General features: G+C 37.8%; 17 protein-coding genes. 15 read left to right on the top strand and 2 right to left on the bottom strand.

Annotation, left to right across the window (positions count from 1 at the left end; translation table 11 throughout):
• From murA to hisC, 4 genes are all read left to right on the top strand, one after another.
• Entirely contained in the window at positions 1-1,266 is a 1,266-nt protein-coding gene (gene murA / locus EXE09_RS10700) for a UDP-N-acetylglucosamine 1-carboxyvinyltransferase (RefSeq protein ID WP_130117267.1), read from the top strand.
• Complete coding sequence (hisG, locus tag EXE09_RS10695) at positions 1,266-1,961, top strand: ATP phosphoribosyltransferase (protein ID WP_068974023.1); 696 nt, start codon at positions 1,266-1,268, stop codon at positions 1,959-1,961. Before murA ends, hisG begins: the two co-directional genes overlap by 1 nt.
• Positions 1,962-2,157: 196 nt before the next feature.
• On the top strand, positions 2,158-3,459 hold the full coding sequence (gene hisD / locus EXE09_RS10690; protein ID WP_165382056.1) for a histidinol dehydrogenase: 1,302 nt from the start codon (positions 2,158-2,160) through the stop codon (positions 3,457-3,459).
• A 193-nt stretch (positions 3,460-3,652) separates the two neighbouring features.
• A complete protein-coding gene (gene hisC, locus EXE09_RS10685; protein ID WP_130117265.1) occupies positions 3,653-4,750 on the top strand; it encodes a histidinol-phosphate transaminase in 1,098 nt (365 codons plus the stop codon).
• Between the two features lie 31 nt (positions 4,751-4,781).
• Here hisC and EXE09_RS10680 read toward each other — a convergent pair whose 3' ends face one another.
• Positions 4,782-6,143 carry an anthranilate synthase component I family protein gene (locus EXE09_RS10680; protein ID WP_130117264.1) on the bottom strand — a complete coding sequence of 454 codons (1,362 nt, stop codon included), beginning with the start codon at positions 6,141-6,143 and terminating at the stop codon, positions 4,782-4,784.
• A 260-nt stretch (positions 6,144-6,403) separates the two neighbouring features.
• On the opposite strand from EXE09_RS10680, the gene EXE09_RS10675 reads away from it, so the two are divergent.
• The 6 genes from EXE09_RS10675 to EXE09_RS10650 all read left to right on the top strand — a co-directional run bounded on the left by EXE09_RS10675 (position 6,404) and on the right by EXE09_RS10650 (position 14,595).
• The gene (locus EXE09_RS10675) at positions 6,404-7,264 is read left to right on the top strand and encodes a DUF6160 family protein (RefSeq protein WP_130117263.1); all 861 of its coding nucleotides are present in this window, start codon (positions 6,404-6,406) and stop codon (positions 7,262-7,264) included.
• 197 nt (positions 7,265-7,461) lie between these two features.
• Positions 7,462-8,295 carry a C39 family peptidase gene (locus EXE09_RS10670; RefSeq protein ID WP_130117262.1) on the top strand — a complete coding sequence of 278 codons (834 nt, stop codon included), beginning with the start codon at positions 7,462-7,464 and terminating at the stop codon, positions 8,293-8,295.
• 53 nt (positions 8,296-8,348) lie between these two features.
• Positions 8,349-9,614: a hypothetical protein gene (locus EXE09_RS10665; RefSeq protein ID WP_130117261.1), complete on the top strand. Its 1,266-nt coding sequence runs from the start codon at positions 8,349-8,351 to the stop codon at positions 9,612-9,614.
• A 13-nt stretch (positions 9,615-9,627) separates the two neighbouring features.
• Positions 9,628-11,292, top strand: coding sequence for an OmpP1/FadL family transporter (locus EXE09_RS10660; protein ID WP_087553706.1), 1,665 nt, complete (start codon positions 9,628-9,630; stop codon positions 11,290-11,292).
• On the top strand, positions 11,292-12,632 hold the full coding sequence (gene filE, locus EXE09_RS10655; protein ID WP_130117260.1) for a putative pilus assembly protein FilE: 1,341 nt from the start codon (positions 11,292-11,294) through the stop codon (positions 12,630-12,632). The genes EXE09_RS10660 and filE overlap by 1 nt, the downstream gene beginning before the upstream one ends.
• A 10-nt stretch (positions 12,633-12,642) precedes the next feature.
• Positions 12,643-14,595, top strand: a complete 1,953-nt coding sequence (locus EXE09_RS10650) for a hypothetical protein (protein WP_130117259.1) — start codon at positions 12,643-12,645, stop codon at positions 14,593-14,595.
• 78 nt (positions 14,596-14,673) lie between these two features.
• Here EXE09_RS10650 and EXE09_RS10645 read toward each other — a convergent pair whose 3' ends face one another.
• Positions 14,674-15,222 carry an NUDIX hydrolase gene (locus EXE09_RS10645; RefSeq protein ID WP_130117258.1) on the bottom strand — a complete coding sequence of 183 codons (549 nt, stop codon included), beginning with the start codon at positions 15,220-15,222 and terminating at the stop codon, positions 14,674-14,676.
• A 127-nt stretch (positions 15,223-15,349) separates the two neighbouring features.
• On the opposite strand from EXE09_RS10645, the gene EXE09_RS10640 reads away from it, so the two are divergent.
• The 5 genes from EXE09_RS10640 (at position 15,350) to EXE09_RS10620 (ending at position 19,077) form a co-directional block, all read left to right on the top strand.
• Positions 15,350-15,964, top strand: a complete 615-nt coding sequence (locus tag EXE09_RS10640; RefSeq protein ID WP_068974012.1) for a CoA pyrophosphatase — start codon at positions 15,350-15,352, stop codon at positions 15,962-15,964.
• A gap of 57 nt (positions 15,965-16,021) precedes the next feature.
• The gene (locus EXE09_RS10635) at positions 16,022-16,555 is read left to right on the top strand and encodes a gamma carbonic anhydrase family protein (protein WP_087553702.1); all 534 of its coding nucleotides are present in this window, start codon (positions 16,022-16,024) and stop codon (positions 16,553-16,555) included.
• Positions 16,556-16,729: 174 nt separating this feature from the next.
• A complete protein-coding gene (tsaB, locus tag EXE09_RS10630; RefSeq protein WP_130117257.1) occupies positions 16,730-17,395 on the top strand; it encodes a tRNA (adenosine(37)-N6)-threonylcarbamoyltransferase complex dimerization subunit type 1 TsaB in 666 nt (221 codons plus the stop codon).
• 33 nt (positions 17,396-17,428) lie between these two features.
• Complete coding sequence (locus tag EXE09_RS10625) at positions 17,429-18,253, top strand: undecaprenyl-diphosphate phosphatase (RefSeq protein ID WP_068974009.1); 825 nt, start codon at positions 17,429-17,431, stop codon at positions 18,251-18,253.
• The gene (locus EXE09_RS10620; protein WP_130117256.1) at positions 18,247-19,077 is read left to right on the top strand and encodes a class I SAM-dependent methyltransferase; all 831 of its coding nucleotides are present in this window, start codon (positions 18,247-18,249) and stop codon (positions 19,075-19,077) included. The genes EXE09_RS10625 and EXE09_RS10620 overlap by 7 nt, the downstream gene beginning before the upstream one ends.
• The last annotated feature ends 69 nt before the right edge of the window (positions 19,078-19,146 follow it).

Here is a 19,146-nt window from a genome sequence, read left to right as displayed (position 1 = left end):
ATGGATAAATTTGTCATTCAAGGCGGTGCAAAAATCGAAGGTGAAGTTCGTATTTCAGGTGCGAAAAATGCAGCTTTACCTTTATTGGCAGCAATGATTCTTGCTGATACACCTATTACTCTAAAAAATGTCCCAAATCTAAAAGATGTCAGAACATTGGTTAAATTGATCAGTGGCTTAGGCATCACTATGACTTATGAGGGCGAAACTGTTACAGCAGATACGTCTACACTAGACAATCAGTTTGCGCCGTATGAATTAGTAAAAACCATGCGTGCATCTATTTTGGTGCTTGGTCCATTATTGGCGCGCTATGGTAGTGCAAAAGTATCACTTCCAGGCGGTTGTGCGATTGGTTCACGCCCTGTAGATCAGCATTTAAAAGCCTTAGAAGCTTTAGGTGCACATATTGAGGTCGAAAATGGCTATGTGATTGCCAGTGTCGATGGTCGCTTAAAAGGCGGTGAAGTTGTCTTTGATATGGTGACTGTGGGCGGTACAGAAAATATTCTGACTGCTGCGGTACTTGCAGATGGTGTAACTACAATCCGTAATGCAGCCCGCGAACCTGAAATCACCGATCTTGCACAAATGCTGATTAAAATGGGTGCAAAAATTGAAGGTTTAGACACAGATATACTTGTGGTGACTGGTGTTGAAAGTCTGCATGGTTGTGAATATTCAGTGGTTGCTGACCGTATTGAAACAGGTTCATATTTGGCTGCTGCTGCGATTACTGGCGGTAAAGTCAAAACCACACATACTGATCCAAACTTGCTTGAAGCAGTATTGGATAAGTTTGAAGAAATGGGTGCGGAAGTGACCCGTGGTGATGATTGGATTGAACTCGATATGATGGGTAAACGCCCGAAAGCAGTCAGCTTCCAGACTTTGCCACATCCAGAATTCCCAACAGATATGCAAGCACAGTTGATGGCGGTGAATGCCATTGGTCGTGGTTTTGCAACAATTTCAGAAACGATTTTCGAAAATCGTTTTATGCATGTACCTGAATTGGCACGTATGGGTGCAAATATTCAGGTCGAAGGTAATGATGCTGTAGTCACAGGTGTGGAAAAATTATCCGCAGCCCCAGTGATGGCAACTGACCTGCGTGCTTCATTCTCTTTAGTTTTAGCAGCTTTGGTTGCTGAAGGTGAAACCACCATTGATCGTATTTATCACATTGATCGTGGTTATGAAGATATTGAAGCAAAATTACAAGGTCTAGGTGTCCAAATTAAGCGAGTGAGCGAGACAAGTTAATGAGCGATATGAGAAACGATGATCCAAACTTTGACGTAATGGGCAATTTTGATCATGGTTTAACTTTGGCATTGAGTAAAGGTCGTATTTTAAAAGAGACATTGCCTTTACTTGAAACTGCTGGAATTAACTTATTGGAAGATCCTGATAAATCTCGTAAGTTAATTTTCCCAACGACACATAAACAAGTGCGTATCCTGATTTTACGTGCTTCTGATGTACCCACTTATGTTGAAAATGGTGCAGCGGATATTGGTGTTGCTGGTAAAGATGTATTGATGGAGCATGGCGCGCAAAACGTTTATGAGCCATTGGACTTAAAAATTGCCAACTGTAAGTTAATGACAGCAGGCAAAGTGGGAATGGAACGTCCAAAAGGTCGTTTAAAAATTGCCACTAAATATGTCAATTTAACCCGTCAATACTATGCAAGCTTAGGCGAGCAAGTTGATGTGATTAAACTCTATGGTTCAATGGAGCTTGCACCATTGGTCGGTTTAGGTGATTACATTGTCGATGTGGTGGATACAGGAAATACTTTGCGTGCCAATGGTTTAGAGCCTTTGGAAGAAATTTGCAAAGTGTCTTCACGTTTGATTGTGAATAAAGCCAGCTTTAAACGTAAGCAGACTTTGCTCAATCCAATTCTTGCACAGCTTGAAAAAGCCGTAGAAGAACGTGAAGCGAAAAAGTAATTTGTAATAGAATGATTTTGAAATGAATGACCGTCCACAAGGGCGGTTTTTTGTATTTAAATTTCAATATTTTTCGTACAGTGACGTAAGTATAAGTTTGATCAAACTTTCCTATTAAACTTAATAAAATTGACCATGCGAACTTGCCCACAAGTCACTCAAAACAAGGTAAACTAAATCTTTCCTAAACAACCTTGTGGGTAAATTGATGCGACGTTTATCGACTCAAGAGCCAGACTTTAAACAAGTCTTTGCTGACTTATTGGCTTTTGAAACAGTGAGTGATCCTGAGCTTTTAAAAACCGTAGACCAAATTATTGCAGATGTACGCCAACATGGTGATGCACATGTACTAAAACTCACTCAACAGTTCGATCGACATCCAGCGCATCAATTTTCAGATTTAGAACTGTCACAAGAGCAATTGAAAGCAGCATTTGAAGGTTTAACGTCTGAAGTACGTGAAGCACTTGAAATGGCAGCCAATCGTGTGCGTGAATTTCACCAAGCACAGAAACAAGATGGTTGGACTTATGTTGATGCTTTGGGCAATACACTCGGTCAAAAAGTAACACCACTCGATCGTGTTGGGATTTATGTACCAGGTGGTTTGGCGTCTTATCCATCTTCTGTATTGATGAATGCTGTTCCTGCTCATGTTGCGGGTGTGCAAGAAATTATCATGGTCGTTCCTGCACCAAATGGCGATTTAAATCCATTGGTTTTAGCGGCGGCTTATCTGGCAGGTGTACATCGTGTATTTACGATTGGTGGTGCGCAAGCTGTTGCTGCATTGGCATACGGAACTGAAACTATTCCGCAAGTTGATAAAATCACGGGACCAGGCAATCGTTTCGTTGCTGCGGCAAAACGTGCAGTATTTGGTCAGGTTGGTATCGACATGATCGCAGGACCATCTGAGATTTTAGTCTATGCGGAAGGTCAGAATAATGCCAAATGGTTAGCAATGGATTTATTGTCACAAGCTGAACATGACACGGTTGCGCAAGCGGTATTTATCACACCTGATGAACAATTATTGAATGATGTTGCACAAGCCATTGAAGAACATTTGGAAGCATTGCCAAAAGCTGAAATTGCACGTACTTCGATTGCTAATCGTGGTGCATTGGTTTTGGTGAAAGATCGTGTCGAAGGTGCTGCGCTCATTAACCAGGTAGCTCCTGAACATTTGATGTTGTGTTTAGATGAAGCACAGGAAATGTCAGAAGATATTCGCCATGCAGGTGCAATCTTCATGGGACGTTATACGCCTGAAGCGATTGGTGACTATTGTGCAGGTCCAAACCACGTATTACCAACATCGGGTACAGCACGTTTCTCGTCACCATTAGGTGTTTATGACTTCCAAAAGCGTTCAAGTTTGATCATGTGTTCTGAGCAAGGGGTAAAACCACTTGCCAAAACTGCAGATATTTTAGCGCAACAAGAAAACTTGGATGCACATGCGAGATCTGCGAGATATCGTTATCAATAAGTTATTTACTAAATAATTAAGTATTGAATGTCCCTCTCTTGCGCCATATATGGCTCAGGGATGAGTAGCGAGGCTACGCAAGAGGATGAGGGAAAATATTGAATTTGGTTTGGAAGATGACCTCTCCCAAACCCTCTCCTGGAAGGAGAGGGCTTACGTGATCGTAAGTTGAGTACATAAATGAGAAAAGAAAATGCCAAACATTACCCCTGAACAAATGCGTTTTTGGAGCCCAGATGTACGTGAGTTAGAACCTTATGTACCAGGCGAACAACCGAAAATTCAAAATTTATTAAAGTTAAATACCAATGAAAACCCGTATCCACCATCGCCAAAAGTGGTTGCTGCGGTACAAAAAGTATTGGAAAACTCAGCCGATGCACTGCGACTATATCCTGACCCTGATGCAACTGAGTTAAAACAAGCGATTGCTACGCAACAGCACGTTCCTGTAGGGCAAGTTTTTGTCGGAAATGGCTCCGATGAAGTTTTAGCACATATTTTCAAAGCTTTTTTTGTACAAGATAAACCGATCCTATATCCGGATATTACCTACAGTTTTTATCCTGTTTATAGTCAGTTTTTTGGAATTTCAGCACAATCAAAAATTATTCCGTTGAATGATGATTTTGAAATCGTAGTAGATGATTATAAGCAACCGAATGGTGGAATAATCATCACCAATCCAAATGCACCAACCAGTATTGCATTAGGATTGTCTGCGATTGAAGAAGTATTGCAGGCTAATCCTGATTCAGTTGTGGTGATTGATGAAGCCTATGTGGATTTTGGTACAGAATCAGCAGTGAAATTGGTTGATAAATATGACAACTTAGTTGTATGTCAAACCACTTCGAAATCACGTTCTCTCGCAGGCTTACGTGTTGGATTTGCCATAGCACAGCCACATTTGATTGCTGCACTTGAAGCCGTAAAAAACAGTTTTAACTCTTTCCCAATTGATCGCTTTGCGATTGCAGCTGGTGTAGCATCTTTTGAGGATCAAGATTACTTTGACGCACAATGCCAAAAAGTCATCAAATGTCGTGATACATTGATCTATGATTTGGAAGCCTTAGGTTTTAAAGTTTTACCATCAAAAGCCAATTTTGTTTTTGCGACATTGCCAAATCATGATGCAGGGGAATTGATGAAAGCCCTACGTGAAAAAGGCATTATTGTGCGTTATTTCAATAAGCCACGTATTAATCAGTTCTTGCGTATTACGGTTGGAACAGATGAACAAAATCAACGCCTTGTAGATACATTGAGAAATGATATTTTAAAATAATTCAATATTTAAAATACACAAAAAGCGAATCTTAGGATTCGCTTTTTTCTTGAGTATTTTCAGGTTGATACCATGTATTGAGTAGGTCTAACATTGCTGAAACTTTATCAAAACATTCCTGATATTCAGCATCACAATCCGATGCAATGGTTATTCCGCCGCCAGCCCACAAAGACACATTGTCCTGATATTTTTGAATGGAACGAATCAGAATATTCCAGGAACCTGTACCATCAAAATTAAAATAGCCCATCGAACCACAATAAGCCCCTCGTGGCACACCTTCGAGTTCCTCAATAATTTGCATGGCACGAATTTTCGGTGCACCTGTAATCGAACCGCCAGGAAGGGCAGACAGCAACATTTCAAATGGATTGACATCTTCTTTTAATGTCGCTGTGACTTCACTGACCATGTGATGTACTTGATTAAAGGATTCGATATTGAAAAGTTTTGGCGTTTTGACTGAACCTGTTTCTGCATAAACACTGAGATCATTGCGCAGTAAATCCACGATCATGACGTTTTCCGCCTGATCTTTTTGTGAATGAGTCAGCGTGTTTTTTGATTGTTCATCTAACACAGGATCATCATAGCGTGGCATTGTGCCTTTGATCGGTTTGGTGGTGATTTTACGATTGGCTTCAAAGTCGATAAATAACTCGGGTGAACAGCTCAATAATTCAAAATCATCAATTTTTAAATAACCAGAATAAGGTGCATCGGTCAATTGCCAAAACTCTTCAGCTGTATCCAATAATGAGCCTTGCGCTGAGGCTGTAAATTCTTGAGTTAAATTAATCTGATAACAGTCACCCGCTTTGATGTAATCTTGTACTCGTTCAAATGCATACCGATATTGCTGTTTTGTCCACGTTGCTGTGCAAGGTGTATTTAGAGAGAAATGAGGTCGTGAATCTTGTTCACTATTTAAAATATTTTGAATAAAGTGAAACAGTTTTTCAGCGCAAGATTCTGTGCTGTAAAAATAAAATTGACCATTTTCAAGTTTAATGAATGTTTTATAAATACCGATATAAAAGTTGGGTTGATTTTTAAAAATAGAATCAATTTGTTGATTGCTAGCATAATTGTAGTCAATAAAACCAATATAACCGCCCTGAAAACTGTCACGTTGTTCAATACAATGTTGAGCGGTGAAGTTTAAAAAATCATTGAGCTGATTTTTTTTATTATCCAATTGATATTGGAATAAATTATTTCTTGTGTAAAAGATTTGTTGTTGTTTGATAGAAATACAATAACTTTCAGGTAAAAAAGAAATTACATTTTCACCTAAATTAGCTAAGTAGTTCACACCCGTTAATGTATTAAGTTTAAAGAGTAATTGTGAAATTTGATTTGATGGAAAATTTAATAACTTCCGAAACATAGGGATTGATAACCCGCAAATATAGCTGAAAAACTATAGTATTTTACCTGAAAAAAAAAGTTAAAAAAGTGTTTACCGTTTATCGGTTTATTCTAAATTATGATAAACAGCAGTTGAACAAAAAGTAACATACAGTTAATTTAAAAGAGCAAAACGGACTGCTCAAGGATTGATGTTTCTGTTGTCAAAAAAACAAAAACAACGGAAGGCTACGGAGAGTGGTTAAAAATGAAAAAAAATGCTCTTGGGAGAGTACACACATGAAATTATTCACTAAACTCGCTTTGGTTTCTGCTGTAGCTGTAAGTTCGAATGCAATGGCTATGCAAGCAATGGATGATGCTGCACTTAGCGCCACTACTGGTCAGGATGGTATTTCTATCGGTATCGCAGCTAGCGAAATTCATATTGATAAAGTACATGTATTTGATGGTGATGGTTTGTCGGCATCTGCTACACCAGCTGGTGCTGCAAATTCGGGTGTTATTTCGATTGCTGATATTACTTTAACTGCAAATGCAAATGCATTAACTAGTGGTAACTTAGCTGATTTGGTAATTGATGCTGAAGGTGGGACAACACCTTATCTGAATATTGCGGCAAGCGTGGCTGGTATGGATATCACAATGGGTCCTATTACAGTTAATGATGCTACTGGTAGTGCAGGTGCGTATGTGGCTGGCGGTGCTACAACTGAAGCAACAATTTTGGAAAGTTTAACACTTTCAACTGGTGCTACAACCGCAAATATTCAGTTGGGTAATGCACCACAAGGTGCGATGATTGTACTTGCTGGTGCAATGACTGGTGGTTTAACGATTTCTGACTTATCGTTGAAAGATAATTCTACGAATGGTCAAGGCAGTATTGGTGTAGAATCTATTCGTGTAACTGATACAGGAACAACAGATACACTTAATATTGGTGCTGATATCAATGTAACTACTGCAGGTTTAAAAGTGGTTGCAATGAAAACAGGTACAGATATGTATATTAAAGGTGTTAGCTTAGGCAGTGCTGCAGGCAAGATCGGAGATATTGCGGTATCTAATGTTACAACGTCGCATATGGTTAATGGTGCAGCTACAGCTGGTGCTGTGATTACAATTTCGGGACACTAAGTCTTCGTAAAAAAAAGCGCGTATATAACGCGCTTTTTTTTTACAATAAAATAGGTCAGATTTAACAAAATTTAAAAATAATGCTGTATTTTTTAAAAAAAAGCGTTATCTTTGAAACACAGGGAAGTAGAGTGTTCACTCTAAAAATAAAATTAGCACTTTAGGCAAAATACTGCCGATACTTGATAGTTAAAATTATGTTAGAAATTACTTTAGGTTCGGCATTAATGTATTATTTTGCCAGCCACGAACTAGATGTGAAACCCAAGCCAAAAGATGCGATTTATTATACAGAGCTTGCGGATTCTCGAGAGCAATCATTTACACGTAACCATCGTGAAATGGTTCAGGTCAAACCTGCCTTAGAAAATCAATTCCGTGGAATTGTTCGCCAAGCCTATGACTATAGTTGTGGTTCCGCAGCTCTAACAACTTTACTCAATGGTTACGTAGGTACAAATTTAACAGAACAACAAACCATGGAAGGGTTACTACGGTTTGGTGAATACAATCGCATTATCGAACGACGAAGCTTTTCATTGCTTGATATGAAACGTTTTGTTGCAGCAATTGGTTATGAAAGTGGTGGATTTAAGGGTGAATTCACCGATTTGATAAATCAAAATCAACCTGTCATTGTGCCGATTTCATATGCAGGATTTAAACATTTCGTTGTATTTAAAGCATATAAAGATGGGCGTGTTTATGTTGCAGATCCTGCTTTAGGCAATATCAGTTTTGATCAAGAGCGTTTTAAGCAAATATGGGAAAATAATACTTTATTTATAATCAATGCCCCGAAAGATCAACAAAAGGATATGTTGGCATTACAAGATGCAGATTTGCGACATGTAGAGGATGCAACGATTAATCGTTATGCATTGGTTGAAGCGCAATATTCTACTGATTATATGAATAAATTAGCTGATAAAGCATCAACAATGCGTAAAGTAATTGACCAATCTACCAACTCTCAAACATATAACGAGCCAATTACATCTTATATGAGACTCTATTATAAACGTAAGTAAAAGATGGATTAAAAAATTACATAACTGAATTGTTTTTTTGGGATAGGAATAATATGAATAATCAATGGATGAAAAGAACTTTACTTGCAGTGAGTATTCAATTTGCAATTGGAAGTTTATATGCTGCTGAAACAGCTCCAGCGGATATAGATGCTAGTCCAGAGGTTGCTGTAGATCAGGCTGAAGCAGTTGTTACAGATTCTGCAGGTGCTGTTAGTAATGGCGCTGCGACAGAAGCTGTTAAAGCTGAAGAGGCAACTCAAACTGAAGCGATTGCACCAGCTAAAGAAGAAGTAAAGATCAATAAGGATGAAACAAAATCCTTAGCACCTAAGCCTGGGACTCAAGCTGCTGAAGCACTACAAAAGCAAGAGGGTGATGCTTCCCAAGAAACAAATTTACAAGAGGTTTTTACATCAAATGAGCGTCAGTATTCTTTGATTAAAAAAGGGGAGATCTCGACTTTTTATGATTTAGATTATTCATATTATCGTGATAGTCAGATTAATGCTGGGATGAATTCAGGACAGCTTTATCAACTGCGTATTGATGAAGATGCGAGTCATACCATAAGTAATACTTTTACAGGTCAGTATGGTGTACTTGATAATTTAACATTTACAGCATCTGTGCCATTTATTGCGAAATCAGACAACTTAAAAGATACGACTACAGCAGGTTTAGGTGATATTAGTTTTGGTGCGCGTTGGGAACCATTCCCCTTAAAGGCAGGACGCTTACCGTTGATTTTATTTGGTAGCTTATCAACTAAAACAGGTGATAGTCCATATGAAATCAATGCGGATAAAGATTTGTCAACGGGTAAGGGATATTATTCGGTCGGTGTAGGTGCGAGTACTCGTAAATATATCGACCCAGTTGTATTGTTTGCATCAGTTTCAGGTAACTATGGTTTGAAGGAAACTGGCTTAAATCAAGTTCGTGGTGGTGGTAATAATAATGGAGAAGGTGGTACGCAAGACGGTAATCAAATTTTAACTGAATTTGATCCAGGTATTACTGCTGGTTTTTCTTTCGGTTTTGCATATTCATTTAACTATGATGTTTCTATGACGATGTCATATCAACAATCATTTAATATGAATACATCATTTAAATATAAAAATGGGAATGAATACGAAGCCGCATCGCAATCAAGTGGTATGTTTGCAATAGCTTTAGGTGTTCGTGTCAATCCAGATACGATTGTTAATGGTACAGTAGGTATTGGTTTAACAGAGGATTCACCAGATATTTCATTGGGTTTATCTTTCCCATTGGATATTTTAGGCTTCGGCAAGAAGAAAAAGCCAAACTAAGGGAGTATAAGGTATGAAAAACATACGTTTACGCCCAATAGTGACTGCTATTTTATTAACTGGGTGTTCACCTCAAGTATTTGCGCATTTAGGACTTAACTTATCTGTCGATATACGTTCTTTAACGATGGGGAATGCGGTAACAGCAGATCCACCAGGTATTAGCGCAATTCACTTTAACCCTGCAGGTTTGACTAAACTTAAAGGGCTACAAACTGATGTGCAAGGAATCATTGCAAATTTTGATATCCAAAAGGAATTTTCAGCACCTGTTGGTTATAATGTGTTTGGTTATTCAGATGACCCTTTAATTTGTAATGATTCACCTTCAAATCCATCGAGTCTATGTACGGATTATAAAACTTCAGTCAGTGGTGATGTTGAATATGCAAGTTTGTATGTTCCAATTTTGAAAAAAGTTGTGGACTTGGGTCCTGGCTGGCCAGTAATGGCACCAACTGCTGGTATTTCATATAATGCACCAGGTTCGAAACTCACTTATGCAACAGCAGCTTATGCACCTATGGTTGCAGGATTTGGCTCAGAAGATGGCAATCCAGGAAACTTCATGGGGCAACAAGTTGCAATAGAACGTATTACTTATTTATCTCCATCGGTGGCTTATCAAGTTAGTGATCAACTTTCAATTGGAGCTTCAGTTGGGATGTCATATAACGCAATGGCATTGAAAACTGATTTGAGATTTCCAAATGAAATGATTGGTGTACTGCGGATGATTGATGAATCCGTTTGTGGTCCTTTCCGAAACAACTCTAATGTTATTACAGATTTATTGTTATTTGGTATGTGTAATGCTGATGAGGGAATGAACCCTTTTGGTCAATTCGGGAAAATGCAAGTTTCGATGGAGCAAAGTCTCAGTCCGAGTTATAACTTGGGTTTGATGTGGGAACCGAATGAAGACTTTGGTTTTGGTATGGTTTACCAAAGTTCTGCCAAAATGCGTTTAAAAGGTAAATACTTTATTGATAACGCAAATGCACCACGTGAATTGATTAAAGGATTAAATTCTTCTGCCACAGGCCAAATTTTAGCAGCGATTTTAGGTTTTCCAGGCTATATTCCGCCAACAGAGTCAGGTTTAATATCTATGGATTTGGAATATCCAGCACATTTTCAAAGTGGGATAAAATATAAAATTCTTCCTGACTTACAAATCAATTTTGACGTGGGTTGGACTGACTTTAAAGCGTGGGAAAAATTTAAATTTGATTTTGATCGACAAATTTCAGCCTTGAAGATTGCTAAGCTATTGTCAAATAATGTTACAGATTCGTCATTGGCGATTCCTCTTGGATTTCAGTCTCCATGGAGTTGGGGCGTGGGGGTTGAATACTCAGCAAATGATCGTTTGAAATTGCGAGCGGGTTATGAGCCTCGTGCAAGTGCAATTCCTGATGATAAACGGAATACCTTAGTACCAATTAACAATGCACAATTATTTGGTTTAGGGTTAGGGTATCGTTTTGATGAAGATACAGAAATAGATTTATCAGTCGCATTTTTACGTAGCCGAGATAATATTCCTGCAAATACCAGTAGTATGGCCAATAAAACAGGCGTAGATAATTTATTATTGAATCCATATGCAGGATTGAATGTATCAACAAATACCAAAGTAACTCTTTTAGGGATTAACTACAGAACGAGATGGTAATGCGTTTAAACGTTGAAAAAAATATTGTTGTTACTTCGTTGTGGCTAGCTTTAACTTTAAGTTTAGCCACAGCAACCACTTATGCCGATGGTTTCTATACAATTATTGGGCCTGATGGGCATCCAATGATTGTTCAAAAAACTGAGCCAAAGAAAAAGTCAGAAGCAGTTACTCAAAAGAATTCGAAGCTGCAGGAAGATGATGAGTTGCAACATGCGGTGAAAAAAAAATACTCTAATTTAGAACAACAACTTGATCAGAAAGTGAAGCAATCACAAGTTTCTCATGAATCAAATACAAAAAAAGAAATAAATACAAAACAAGTTGAAAAAAATACGAAGCCATTGCATGATTCAAACCAAGTTCAGACTGAAGCTACGATTAAGCAAAAAGTGATCGTTGAAGCAAAGAATAATCAAGAAGCATCTCACTATGTTCAAAAAATAGTTCCATCTAAATCAATTTCAGAACAAAAACTACAAAAAAATGTCATTGATAAAAAGCAGCAACAATATCAACAGCCTTTGCCTGAATCTGTGAAAAGTACTGAAATTAAATCAAATACTCAGAATAAGACAGTTGAAGCAAAAAACATTACGCAACCGCGCAATCAAGTAAAAAATGATGTAATAACAGTAACTGAAAATAAGAATTTTACAGAAATTGATGGTGTTCAATATGTCAATAATGAATATTTAGAAGATCGTGAATTCAATTTAGAAGGTAAAAAACGCTTTTATATGACGCCTGAAACGGGGGGGGTACATGGTCGTTATGAAACAGTCGAGAGACAAAAAGGTGTAAGTGCAAGCCTTTTGGACCGGATTAGAAATAAATCAGAACCTCAAGAACATAAAGCTGTCGTACTTTCTACTCATTACTTTAGATTGCCAAAAGATGATGTTGTTAAAAATTTAGAACAAGCTTGCTTTACTGGAAAAAAAGTTGCGAAAGCGAAAAATTTATCTATAAAAAATCAGGAGCTTGGTCTCTGGCCAGTCGCACCGATCAAAGAGCATTTTGCTTATGAAGTCGTAAAATTAGATAGTCAGGTACAAAATGTACTCTTGACATCTTATGCATCTTCCTCAAAAGTACAGACATATTATTGGCCCTTGGTTGTTTTCCTAGATCAACAAGGTTGTGTCATTGAGGGTGTTAGTGGCTTTAAAAATGAAGAATCAAATGACAACAATACACAATATGCAGCAATGGAAGGTATTTTAAGAAAACCAGAAAATGCAACATATATGTTTTTAACACCATTATCCTCAGCTGTAGATGCAGAAAATAAGCAGCTTACAAATCATGGACAAATTAAGCTGAGTGTAATTCAGTAAGGAATACAATATGAAGAATAAATTTTTAGCACCATTTGTTTTGACAGGTTTAACACTTGCACTCATTGGTTGTGGTGCAGAAAAAACAAAAGTAAATGAAGATCCTTATAAAGGGGTCACAGTCTATAGCAATGGGTGTGATGCAGATTCTACTGATAAATGTTTAGGTTTTTATGTTGATTATCCGATCGAAGGGCTAAACTTTGATTGTAGTACAAATACAACCGAAAATTTTGAAACACAAATAGAAGGCGGCTTAGCATCAGGTGGTTGTTTAATTGGTGATAAAGCTAAATTTTATATACAAGGTTCAGAATCCAGCCGTAGGATTACTTTAGGTGATGTGGATCTTTCTAAAATACGTCCACTAAAAGTTGCTGGTCAGCCAGCAGCTATTGGATTGATTGATATTGCGAGTGCGATGACGGGTAAAGCACCGACAAGTATGACGATGTCCGATGATACGTTTAAAGTGATGGTTGGTTTAACCCGTGTATTCCAAGCGCTTGGTGAACAACAAGAGGCAAATCAAATTGGTGACGTTCAACCGATTGAACTATCAGCAAATCTTAAAAATAATATTAAATTAATCTCTGCTAATGTAGGTGTTGCTGACTTTCTAGATGGTAGTTATGTTGAAAAATTAAAACCTTGGATTAACGTATCTAGTGTGAGTGAATCGGTAGCTTCTACGGTAGCTGAAAAACTAATTAAACAATCTTTAGTGAATGTGTACTCTACAAACTTTTATGTGATCAGTCCATTAGAAGAGTATATGCAAGGATTTACTGGAAAAAGTACATCAAATCCAAATAAAGAATCTATAGCGAATATGTACTTAGTGACAGATCGTACAGGTTATACAACTGGATATGCGATGCAGTGGGTAGGAATACCGAAGCAAATCGTGGATAGTGAAGGCAAAGAAAGTACAATTACGAAGAGTTTGTTAAAGTATTTATTAATCAGTCAAGCGTTACCGCAGAAACTTGATGTTGGCGCTCAACAGGGGTGGATTAATCCGTTAACACGTAAAATTGAATCACCATTAGCCTTAAAAAGTAATCCAAATGCTTCAGATAAGCTAGAAATCTATCAAGGGACTCTACTGAATGATACAAATATTGCAAGTTCTGAATATATGTATAAAAGTGCAACGGGTTTAACAACCGCACCTACTGATCCGACCGTTTATGGTCGATGGCGTCAAACATTAAATGGTGAACAACTTACGGGAAATATTGATGTCTTTAAATCAAACTCTGCTAACTATTTAGATAAAAATGTATTTTTAACCAAGAATACAGTAAAAACTGGTGAAAAATACTATTTCCCACTGTATGCAAATATTAAATTTAATTTTGATAATTCAGAGATTCCAGCTGAAACATTAGGTATTGTGATCGATGAAAATGGTGATATCCGAACCAATTTAGGTGTGGATGGATCTTTAAGTTCAAATACATGTAATGACGTAGATCCAATCACTTATCTGGATAAGGGAACAAATGTTCAACAGTATCGTATAGGAACAACAGGAACAGCATACGTCAGTGGTAGTGCTGAAAAATCAATTACTTTGCGTATGATTCTTGCTAATCCGATCTTTAAGAATCTTGATGGTGCAGTTTTAGGGCTTAATGAGAGTTTAATTATTCAACCTATTTCAGGAAGTTCATCTGAAGAGGAGATTTTGAATGGGACGCGATATTCGGGTGGTGTTCGTTTAAATCTTCAAAGGTTGATTAATGATCAGAATGTTGCCAGTGGTGTAAATATTACAAGCTGGGGGGAAAGTGGTGCTGTTACTGCTGGATGGGGAAATATCAGTGCTGCTTACCAAGCAATTTATAATAGTGCGACTGGTAATACGGCAACGACAGAACAACAGAACTTAGCAAAAAGAACATCTGGTACATTATCCGTAAACTTGACCAGTTGTTATGCAATTAAGACAAAATAATCGACTTTAAATAAAATAAACCCTCAATAGAGGGTTTATTTATTACTACGATGGAAAGTCCATTAATAGGTAAAGTCATTAACCAGTATGGTCTAAACGTGTACCTAAAGTTTCTAAATGCATTGGAAAGTGATTGTTTTTACGATCTTCAAAATAATGTCTTAACGTTTGTTCTACACTTGGAAAAGCCAAATCATTCCATGGGATTTCATGCTCTTCAAAAAGGCGACTTTCAATGGTTTCATCACCCGCACCAAAGACACCATCTTTAATGGTTGTCTTAAATAGAACATAAATCTGACCAATACGAGGAATGTTATACATGCAATAAAGCTGTTCAATTTCCACTTCGGCTTCGGCTTCTTCGCGTGTTTCACGAGCAGCGCCTTGTTCCATGGTTTCAAACAGTTCCATATAGCCTGCTGGAAGTGTCCATAATCCATAACGTGGTTCTATCGCACGACGGCAAAGTAAGACTTTATTTTCCCAAACAGCCAACGCACCACAAATCACTTTTGGGTTGACGTAATGAATGGTACCGCAATTTGTACAGACTTTACGGACTTTTTGATCACCTAAGGGAATTTTTTCTATTGTTGTATGACCACAAGCAGTACAAAAACTCATAAGCTTCATTGAAAAATGTGTGATGACTCAGCATAACTGAAAATTTCTACTTTCGCATCATTTATAGCCTTATCCATAAAATTTCATATATGATGGAGGAATAACAAAAAGGAGTGAGTTGTTGTCCATGCAGGATTATGAGTTAACGCAAATGTTGCAAAATCGTCTTCGTTTTGGCACAAAAACACATCCAGCCAAAGCAGCAGTACTTATTGCAATTACGCAAGAAGCTGATCCTAAAATATTGCTCACACGACGTTCTGCTTATTTGAACAATCATGCAGGAGAAGTCTCTTTTCCAGGCGGAAAACGTGACCCAAATGATACCAGTAATATCGTGGTCGCTTTGCGCGAGGCATGGGAAGAAACAGCGCTGAATCCCTTTGATGTCAAACTGATTGGCGATCTTCCGATGGAGCGTGCTAAAAGTGGTTTGACGGTAAAGCCCATCGTGGGTTTGATTCCACCGGATGTTCAGCTGATAGCTCAACCCTCAGAAATAGATCGTATCTTTTATGCACCGTTAAAAAAGATGATGGAATCACAGCCGATTCCTTATGAAGTTCGTCTTGCACATCAGTCTGTTTATTTTCCAAGCCTAAGAATAGAAAATGAAATCATTTGGGGTCTGACCGCACGAATTTTAATGGCGTTGTTTAAGTATGGTTTGGATTATCAAAAAAATTGGCCTTTTTTATTGAATTCACCGTCATTTAAATCAGAAATTTTAAATAAAAAATAAGATATGAGCTTGTAACACAAGCGCTCTAATACAACCGATGAAAGGAATGAATGGGTTATGATGTATAAATTTAAAGGTTATGCGCCAAAGGCTTTGCATGCACCATTTGATGGATGGATTGCGGACAATGCAACAGTGATTGGGCAGGTTGAGCTAGGTCAGCAAGTTAGTGTTTGGTTTGGTGCTGTAGTACGTGCTGATAACTCAAAAATTCATATCGGTAATTTTAGTAATGTACAAGAAAATGCAGTCTTGCATACGGATACAGGGATAGAACTGACAGTGGGTGATTATGTCACGATTGGGCATCAGGCGATGTTACATGGTTGCACGATTGGCGATAATAGTTTGATAGGAATCAATGCAGTAGTTTTGAACAATGCTGTAATTGGGAAAAATTGTATTATTGGTGCAAATAGTTTGATTCCAGAAGGCAAAGTGATTCCAGACAACTCATTAGTGGTGGGTTCACCAGGCAAAGTCATACGTACTTTGGATGAAAATGCCGAAGCCATGTTGAAAATGAGTGCTTTACATTATGCAGAACATTATAAGAACTTCGTGGATTTAGAAGAATTTACATTTGAGTGAGTGTTGACTCAATGAATGCATTTAGATTCTTATTGAAAGCCAAGTATTGATACTTGGCTTTTATTATTTTAGCAAAATCTTGTAAATTTCTCTGATTGAGTTTATCTCTAAATCCTCGTTTTATTGAGATGAGTGGAGTATCATAACTGCATTTTTAATACAGTAAGGTTGTGCATGAAATTGCTGGCGTTGGAAACTGCCAATGAGCAGTGTTCCGTTTCACTTGTTGATGAAACTCAAACACTTTATTTTCAACTCGATACGCGAGCAAAGGCACAAACTCAAACCATTTTGCCGATGATTGAGCAAGGTTTTGCTGAAAACCAAATTGAAAATTCACAATTAACCGCGATTGCATTTAGTCGTGGACCTGGTTCTTTCAGTGGTGTGCGAATCAATGCGGCAGTGACTCAAGCTTTGGCATGGGCAAATGATATTCCTGTGATACCCGTTTCAACCTTGCAAGCATTGGCACAGGCGGCTTATCGTGATGCTCAATTGGTTGAAGTCACGGCTGTGTTAGATGCACGTATGCATGAAGTGTATATCGCAAGTTTTAAGCTTGATCAAAATAACATTATGCAACTTGTAGATGAAGAAAAATTATTAGATTATCAGCAAGCTGCTGAGTACCAAAAATATACTTTAATTGGTTCTGGTTCAGCTTTAATTAAGGCTGATGCAATAGAGTTTCAAAGCATTACTGCAACTGCTGAAGATATTGCAACGATTGCTCGTCAAGATGCAATTGAAAAGCAATGGTTCAGCGCTGAACTCGCCTTACCTGTATATTTACGTGATAATGCATGGAAAAAAATTCCAGAACAAGGCAAACCATAATAGTTTTATAGCTTTAATATTTTAGGATTTAACATGGATCTTTTACTGCTTCTTAAAGCAGCCATCATGGGTATTGTTGAAGGTATTACTGAATTCTTACCTATTTCAAGTACAGGGCATTTAATTCTTGCCTCAGAATTAATGAACTTTTGGACCAAAGAAAAAAGTGATGTTTTTGTCATTGCGATCCAAATGGGCGCGATTGCAGCGGTCATTTATGAATACTGGGCAAAGCTTTGGGGAGCAGCCACTGGACTAGTTTCTGGTGAACCTAAAGGTCGACATTTAGGGATTAGTTTAATCCTTGCGTCTATTCCAATCATGTTGGTGGGGCTAACATTTGGACAAGCGGTAAAAGCCTATTTGTTTAATGATATTTCCATTGCATTAGGGCTGATTATTGGTGGTTTAATTATTTGGTGGGTAGAGAAAAATCCGCCAAAAGTAAATGCTCAAGAAGTTGATAATATTTCCATTAAAGAAGCGATTTATATTGGTTTGATACAAGTTTTAGCACTTGTACCTGGTACATCACGCTCAGGTGCAACTATTATCGGTGCAATGATGCTGGGTGTTTCACGTAAAGCTGCAACAGAGTTTTCTTTCTTCCTTGGTATTCCTGTGATTGTCGGTGCAGGATTATTAGATTTATATCAAAGCTATCATGTTTTCCAAGGAACACAAGATTGGGTTGTTTTAGCTTTTGGTACATTGGTTTCCTTTGTTTCTGCTTTGATTCTGATTCGTGTTTTAGTGGCATATGTGGCTAAACGTGATTTCATGGTGTTTGCTTGGTATCGCATCGCATCAGGTTTAATTATTTTATTGTTTGCATTAACAGGTTGGAAATTATGGTAAGCGAAATTCGCTTATTTACTGAAACCGCATTTATTCAGAAAGCACAGTCTTATCAAACTGTGCTTTCTTTACGTGGGGTCGTTGTAAACATTGAAATCGTTGAAAAGTTAAATGCACGTTTTTTGAGATTAAATCCTGAGATGGCGCTGTGTGTTGATGATGCAGGGCTTAGTTTAAGTGCCAATGGCATGAAAATGCAGCCGGACTGGAAAGCTGAAATTCCACGCTTAAAAAGAGCCAGTTTAAAATCTGAAATGATTGCACGTGCATGTAATATTTCAGAAAAGCCTAGCTTAATTGATGCGACAGCGGGTCTTGGACATGACACATTATTGATGGCGTACTTAGGTGCAAATGTGACCTTGATTGAACGCCATCCTATTCTTTTCACCTTACTCGAAGATTCAAAAAAACAAGCTGAATCAGATCCTTTTCTCAGTAAAGTGGTCAGTCGCATTCATTTGGTCTTTTCTGATTCAAATGCCTATTTGCAACAACACATTGATGAGCATAAAACAGTCGATGTGGTCTATTTAGATCCGATGTTTCCGCAACGTGATCAGAATCAACAAGCCATAAAAAAACAAGCGCAAGTGAAAAAACAAATGCAATTGTTACATATGCTTTTACCCGAAGATGGCGAAATGGATCTAGGGGATCATCTTTTAGTCTTAGCTCAACAAATCGCCAAGCGAGTTGTGGTAAAACGTCCTAGACTAGCTGTTTTTCTAAATGATCAATCGACGGATCATCAATGGCTAGGTGATGCTTGTCGTTTTGATGCATATTTTAACAGCGCATTTGTTGACAAGATTGTTGAGTAATTTGGTAACTGTTTCAATAATAGTCGAATTATTGATATATAGTTAAATCAAGCATTGATAAATTTTTAG

Source organism: Acinetobacter sp. WCHAc060025, assembly GCF_004209355.1.
Classification (GTDB): Bacteria; Pseudomonadota; Gammaproteobacteria; order Pseudomonadales; family Moraxellaceae; genus Acinetobacter; species Acinetobacter wuhouensis.
The sequence above is the reverse complement of the archived record's forward strand: the minus strand, read 5'-3'. Positions and strand labels throughout refer to the sequence as shown.

Bases quoted from the DNA above. Each gene is read 5' to 3' on its own strand.
- murA (WP_130117267.1), top strand. From the start codon at position 1: ATGGATAAATTTGTCATTCAAGGCGGTGCAAAAATCGAAGGTGAAGTT.
- hisG (WP_068974023.1), top strand. From the start codon at position 1,266: ATGAGCGATATGAGAAACGATGATCCAAACTTTGACGTAATGGGCAAT.
- hisC (WP_130117265.1), top strand. From the start codon at position 3,653: ATGCCAAACATTACCCCTGAACAAATGCGTTTTTGGAGCCCAGATGTA.
- EXE09_RS10680 (WP_130117264.1), bottom strand. From the start codon at position 6,143: ATGTTTCGGAAGTTATTAAATTTTCCATCAAATCAAATTTCACAATTA.
- EXE09_RS10675 (WP_130117263.1), top strand. From the start codon at position 6,404: ATGAAATTATTCACTAAACTCGCTTTGGTTTCTGCTGTAGCTGTAAGT.
- EXE09_RS10670 (WP_130117262.1), top strand. From the start codon at position 7,462: ATGTTAGAAATTACTTTAGGTTCGGCATTAATGTATTATTTTGCCAGC.
- EXE09_RS10665 (WP_130117261.1), top strand. From the start codon at position 8,349: ATGAATAATCAATGGATGAAAAGAACTTTACTTGCAGTGAGTATTCAA.
- EXE09_RS10660 (WP_087553706.1), top strand. From the start codon at position 9,628: ATGAAAAACATACGTTTACGCCCAATAGTGACTGCTATTTTATTAACT.
- filE (WP_130117260.1), top strand. From the start codon at position 11,292: ATGCGTTTAAACGTTGAAAAAAATATTGTTGTTACTTCGTTGTGGCTA.
- EXE09_RS10650 (WP_130117259.1), top strand. From the start codon at position 12,643: ATGAAGAATAAATTTTTAGCACCATTTGTTTTGACAGGTTTAACACTT.
- EXE09_RS10645 (WP_130117258.1), bottom strand. From the start codon at position 15,222: ATGAGTTTTTGTACTGCTTGTGGTCATACAACAATAGAAAAAATTCCC.
- EXE09_RS10640 (WP_068974012.1), top strand. From the start codon at position 15,350: ATGCAGGATTATGAGTTAACGCAAATGTTGCAAAATCGTCTTCGTTTT.
- EXE09_RS10635 (WP_087553702.1), top strand. From the start codon at position 16,022: ATGATGTATAAATTTAAAGGTTATGCGCCAAAGGCTTTGCATGCACCA.
- tsaB (WP_130117257.1), top strand. From the start codon at position 16,730: ATGAAATTGCTGGCGTTGGAAACTGCCAATGAGCAGTGTTCCGTTTCA.
- EXE09_RS10625 (WP_068974009.1), top strand. From the start codon at position 17,429: ATGGATCTTTTACTGCTTCTTAAAGCAGCCATCATGGGTATTGTTGAA.
- EXE09_RS10620 (WP_130117256.1), top strand. From the start codon at position 18,247: ATGGTAAGCGAAATTCGCTTATTTACTGAAACCGCATTTATTCAGAAA.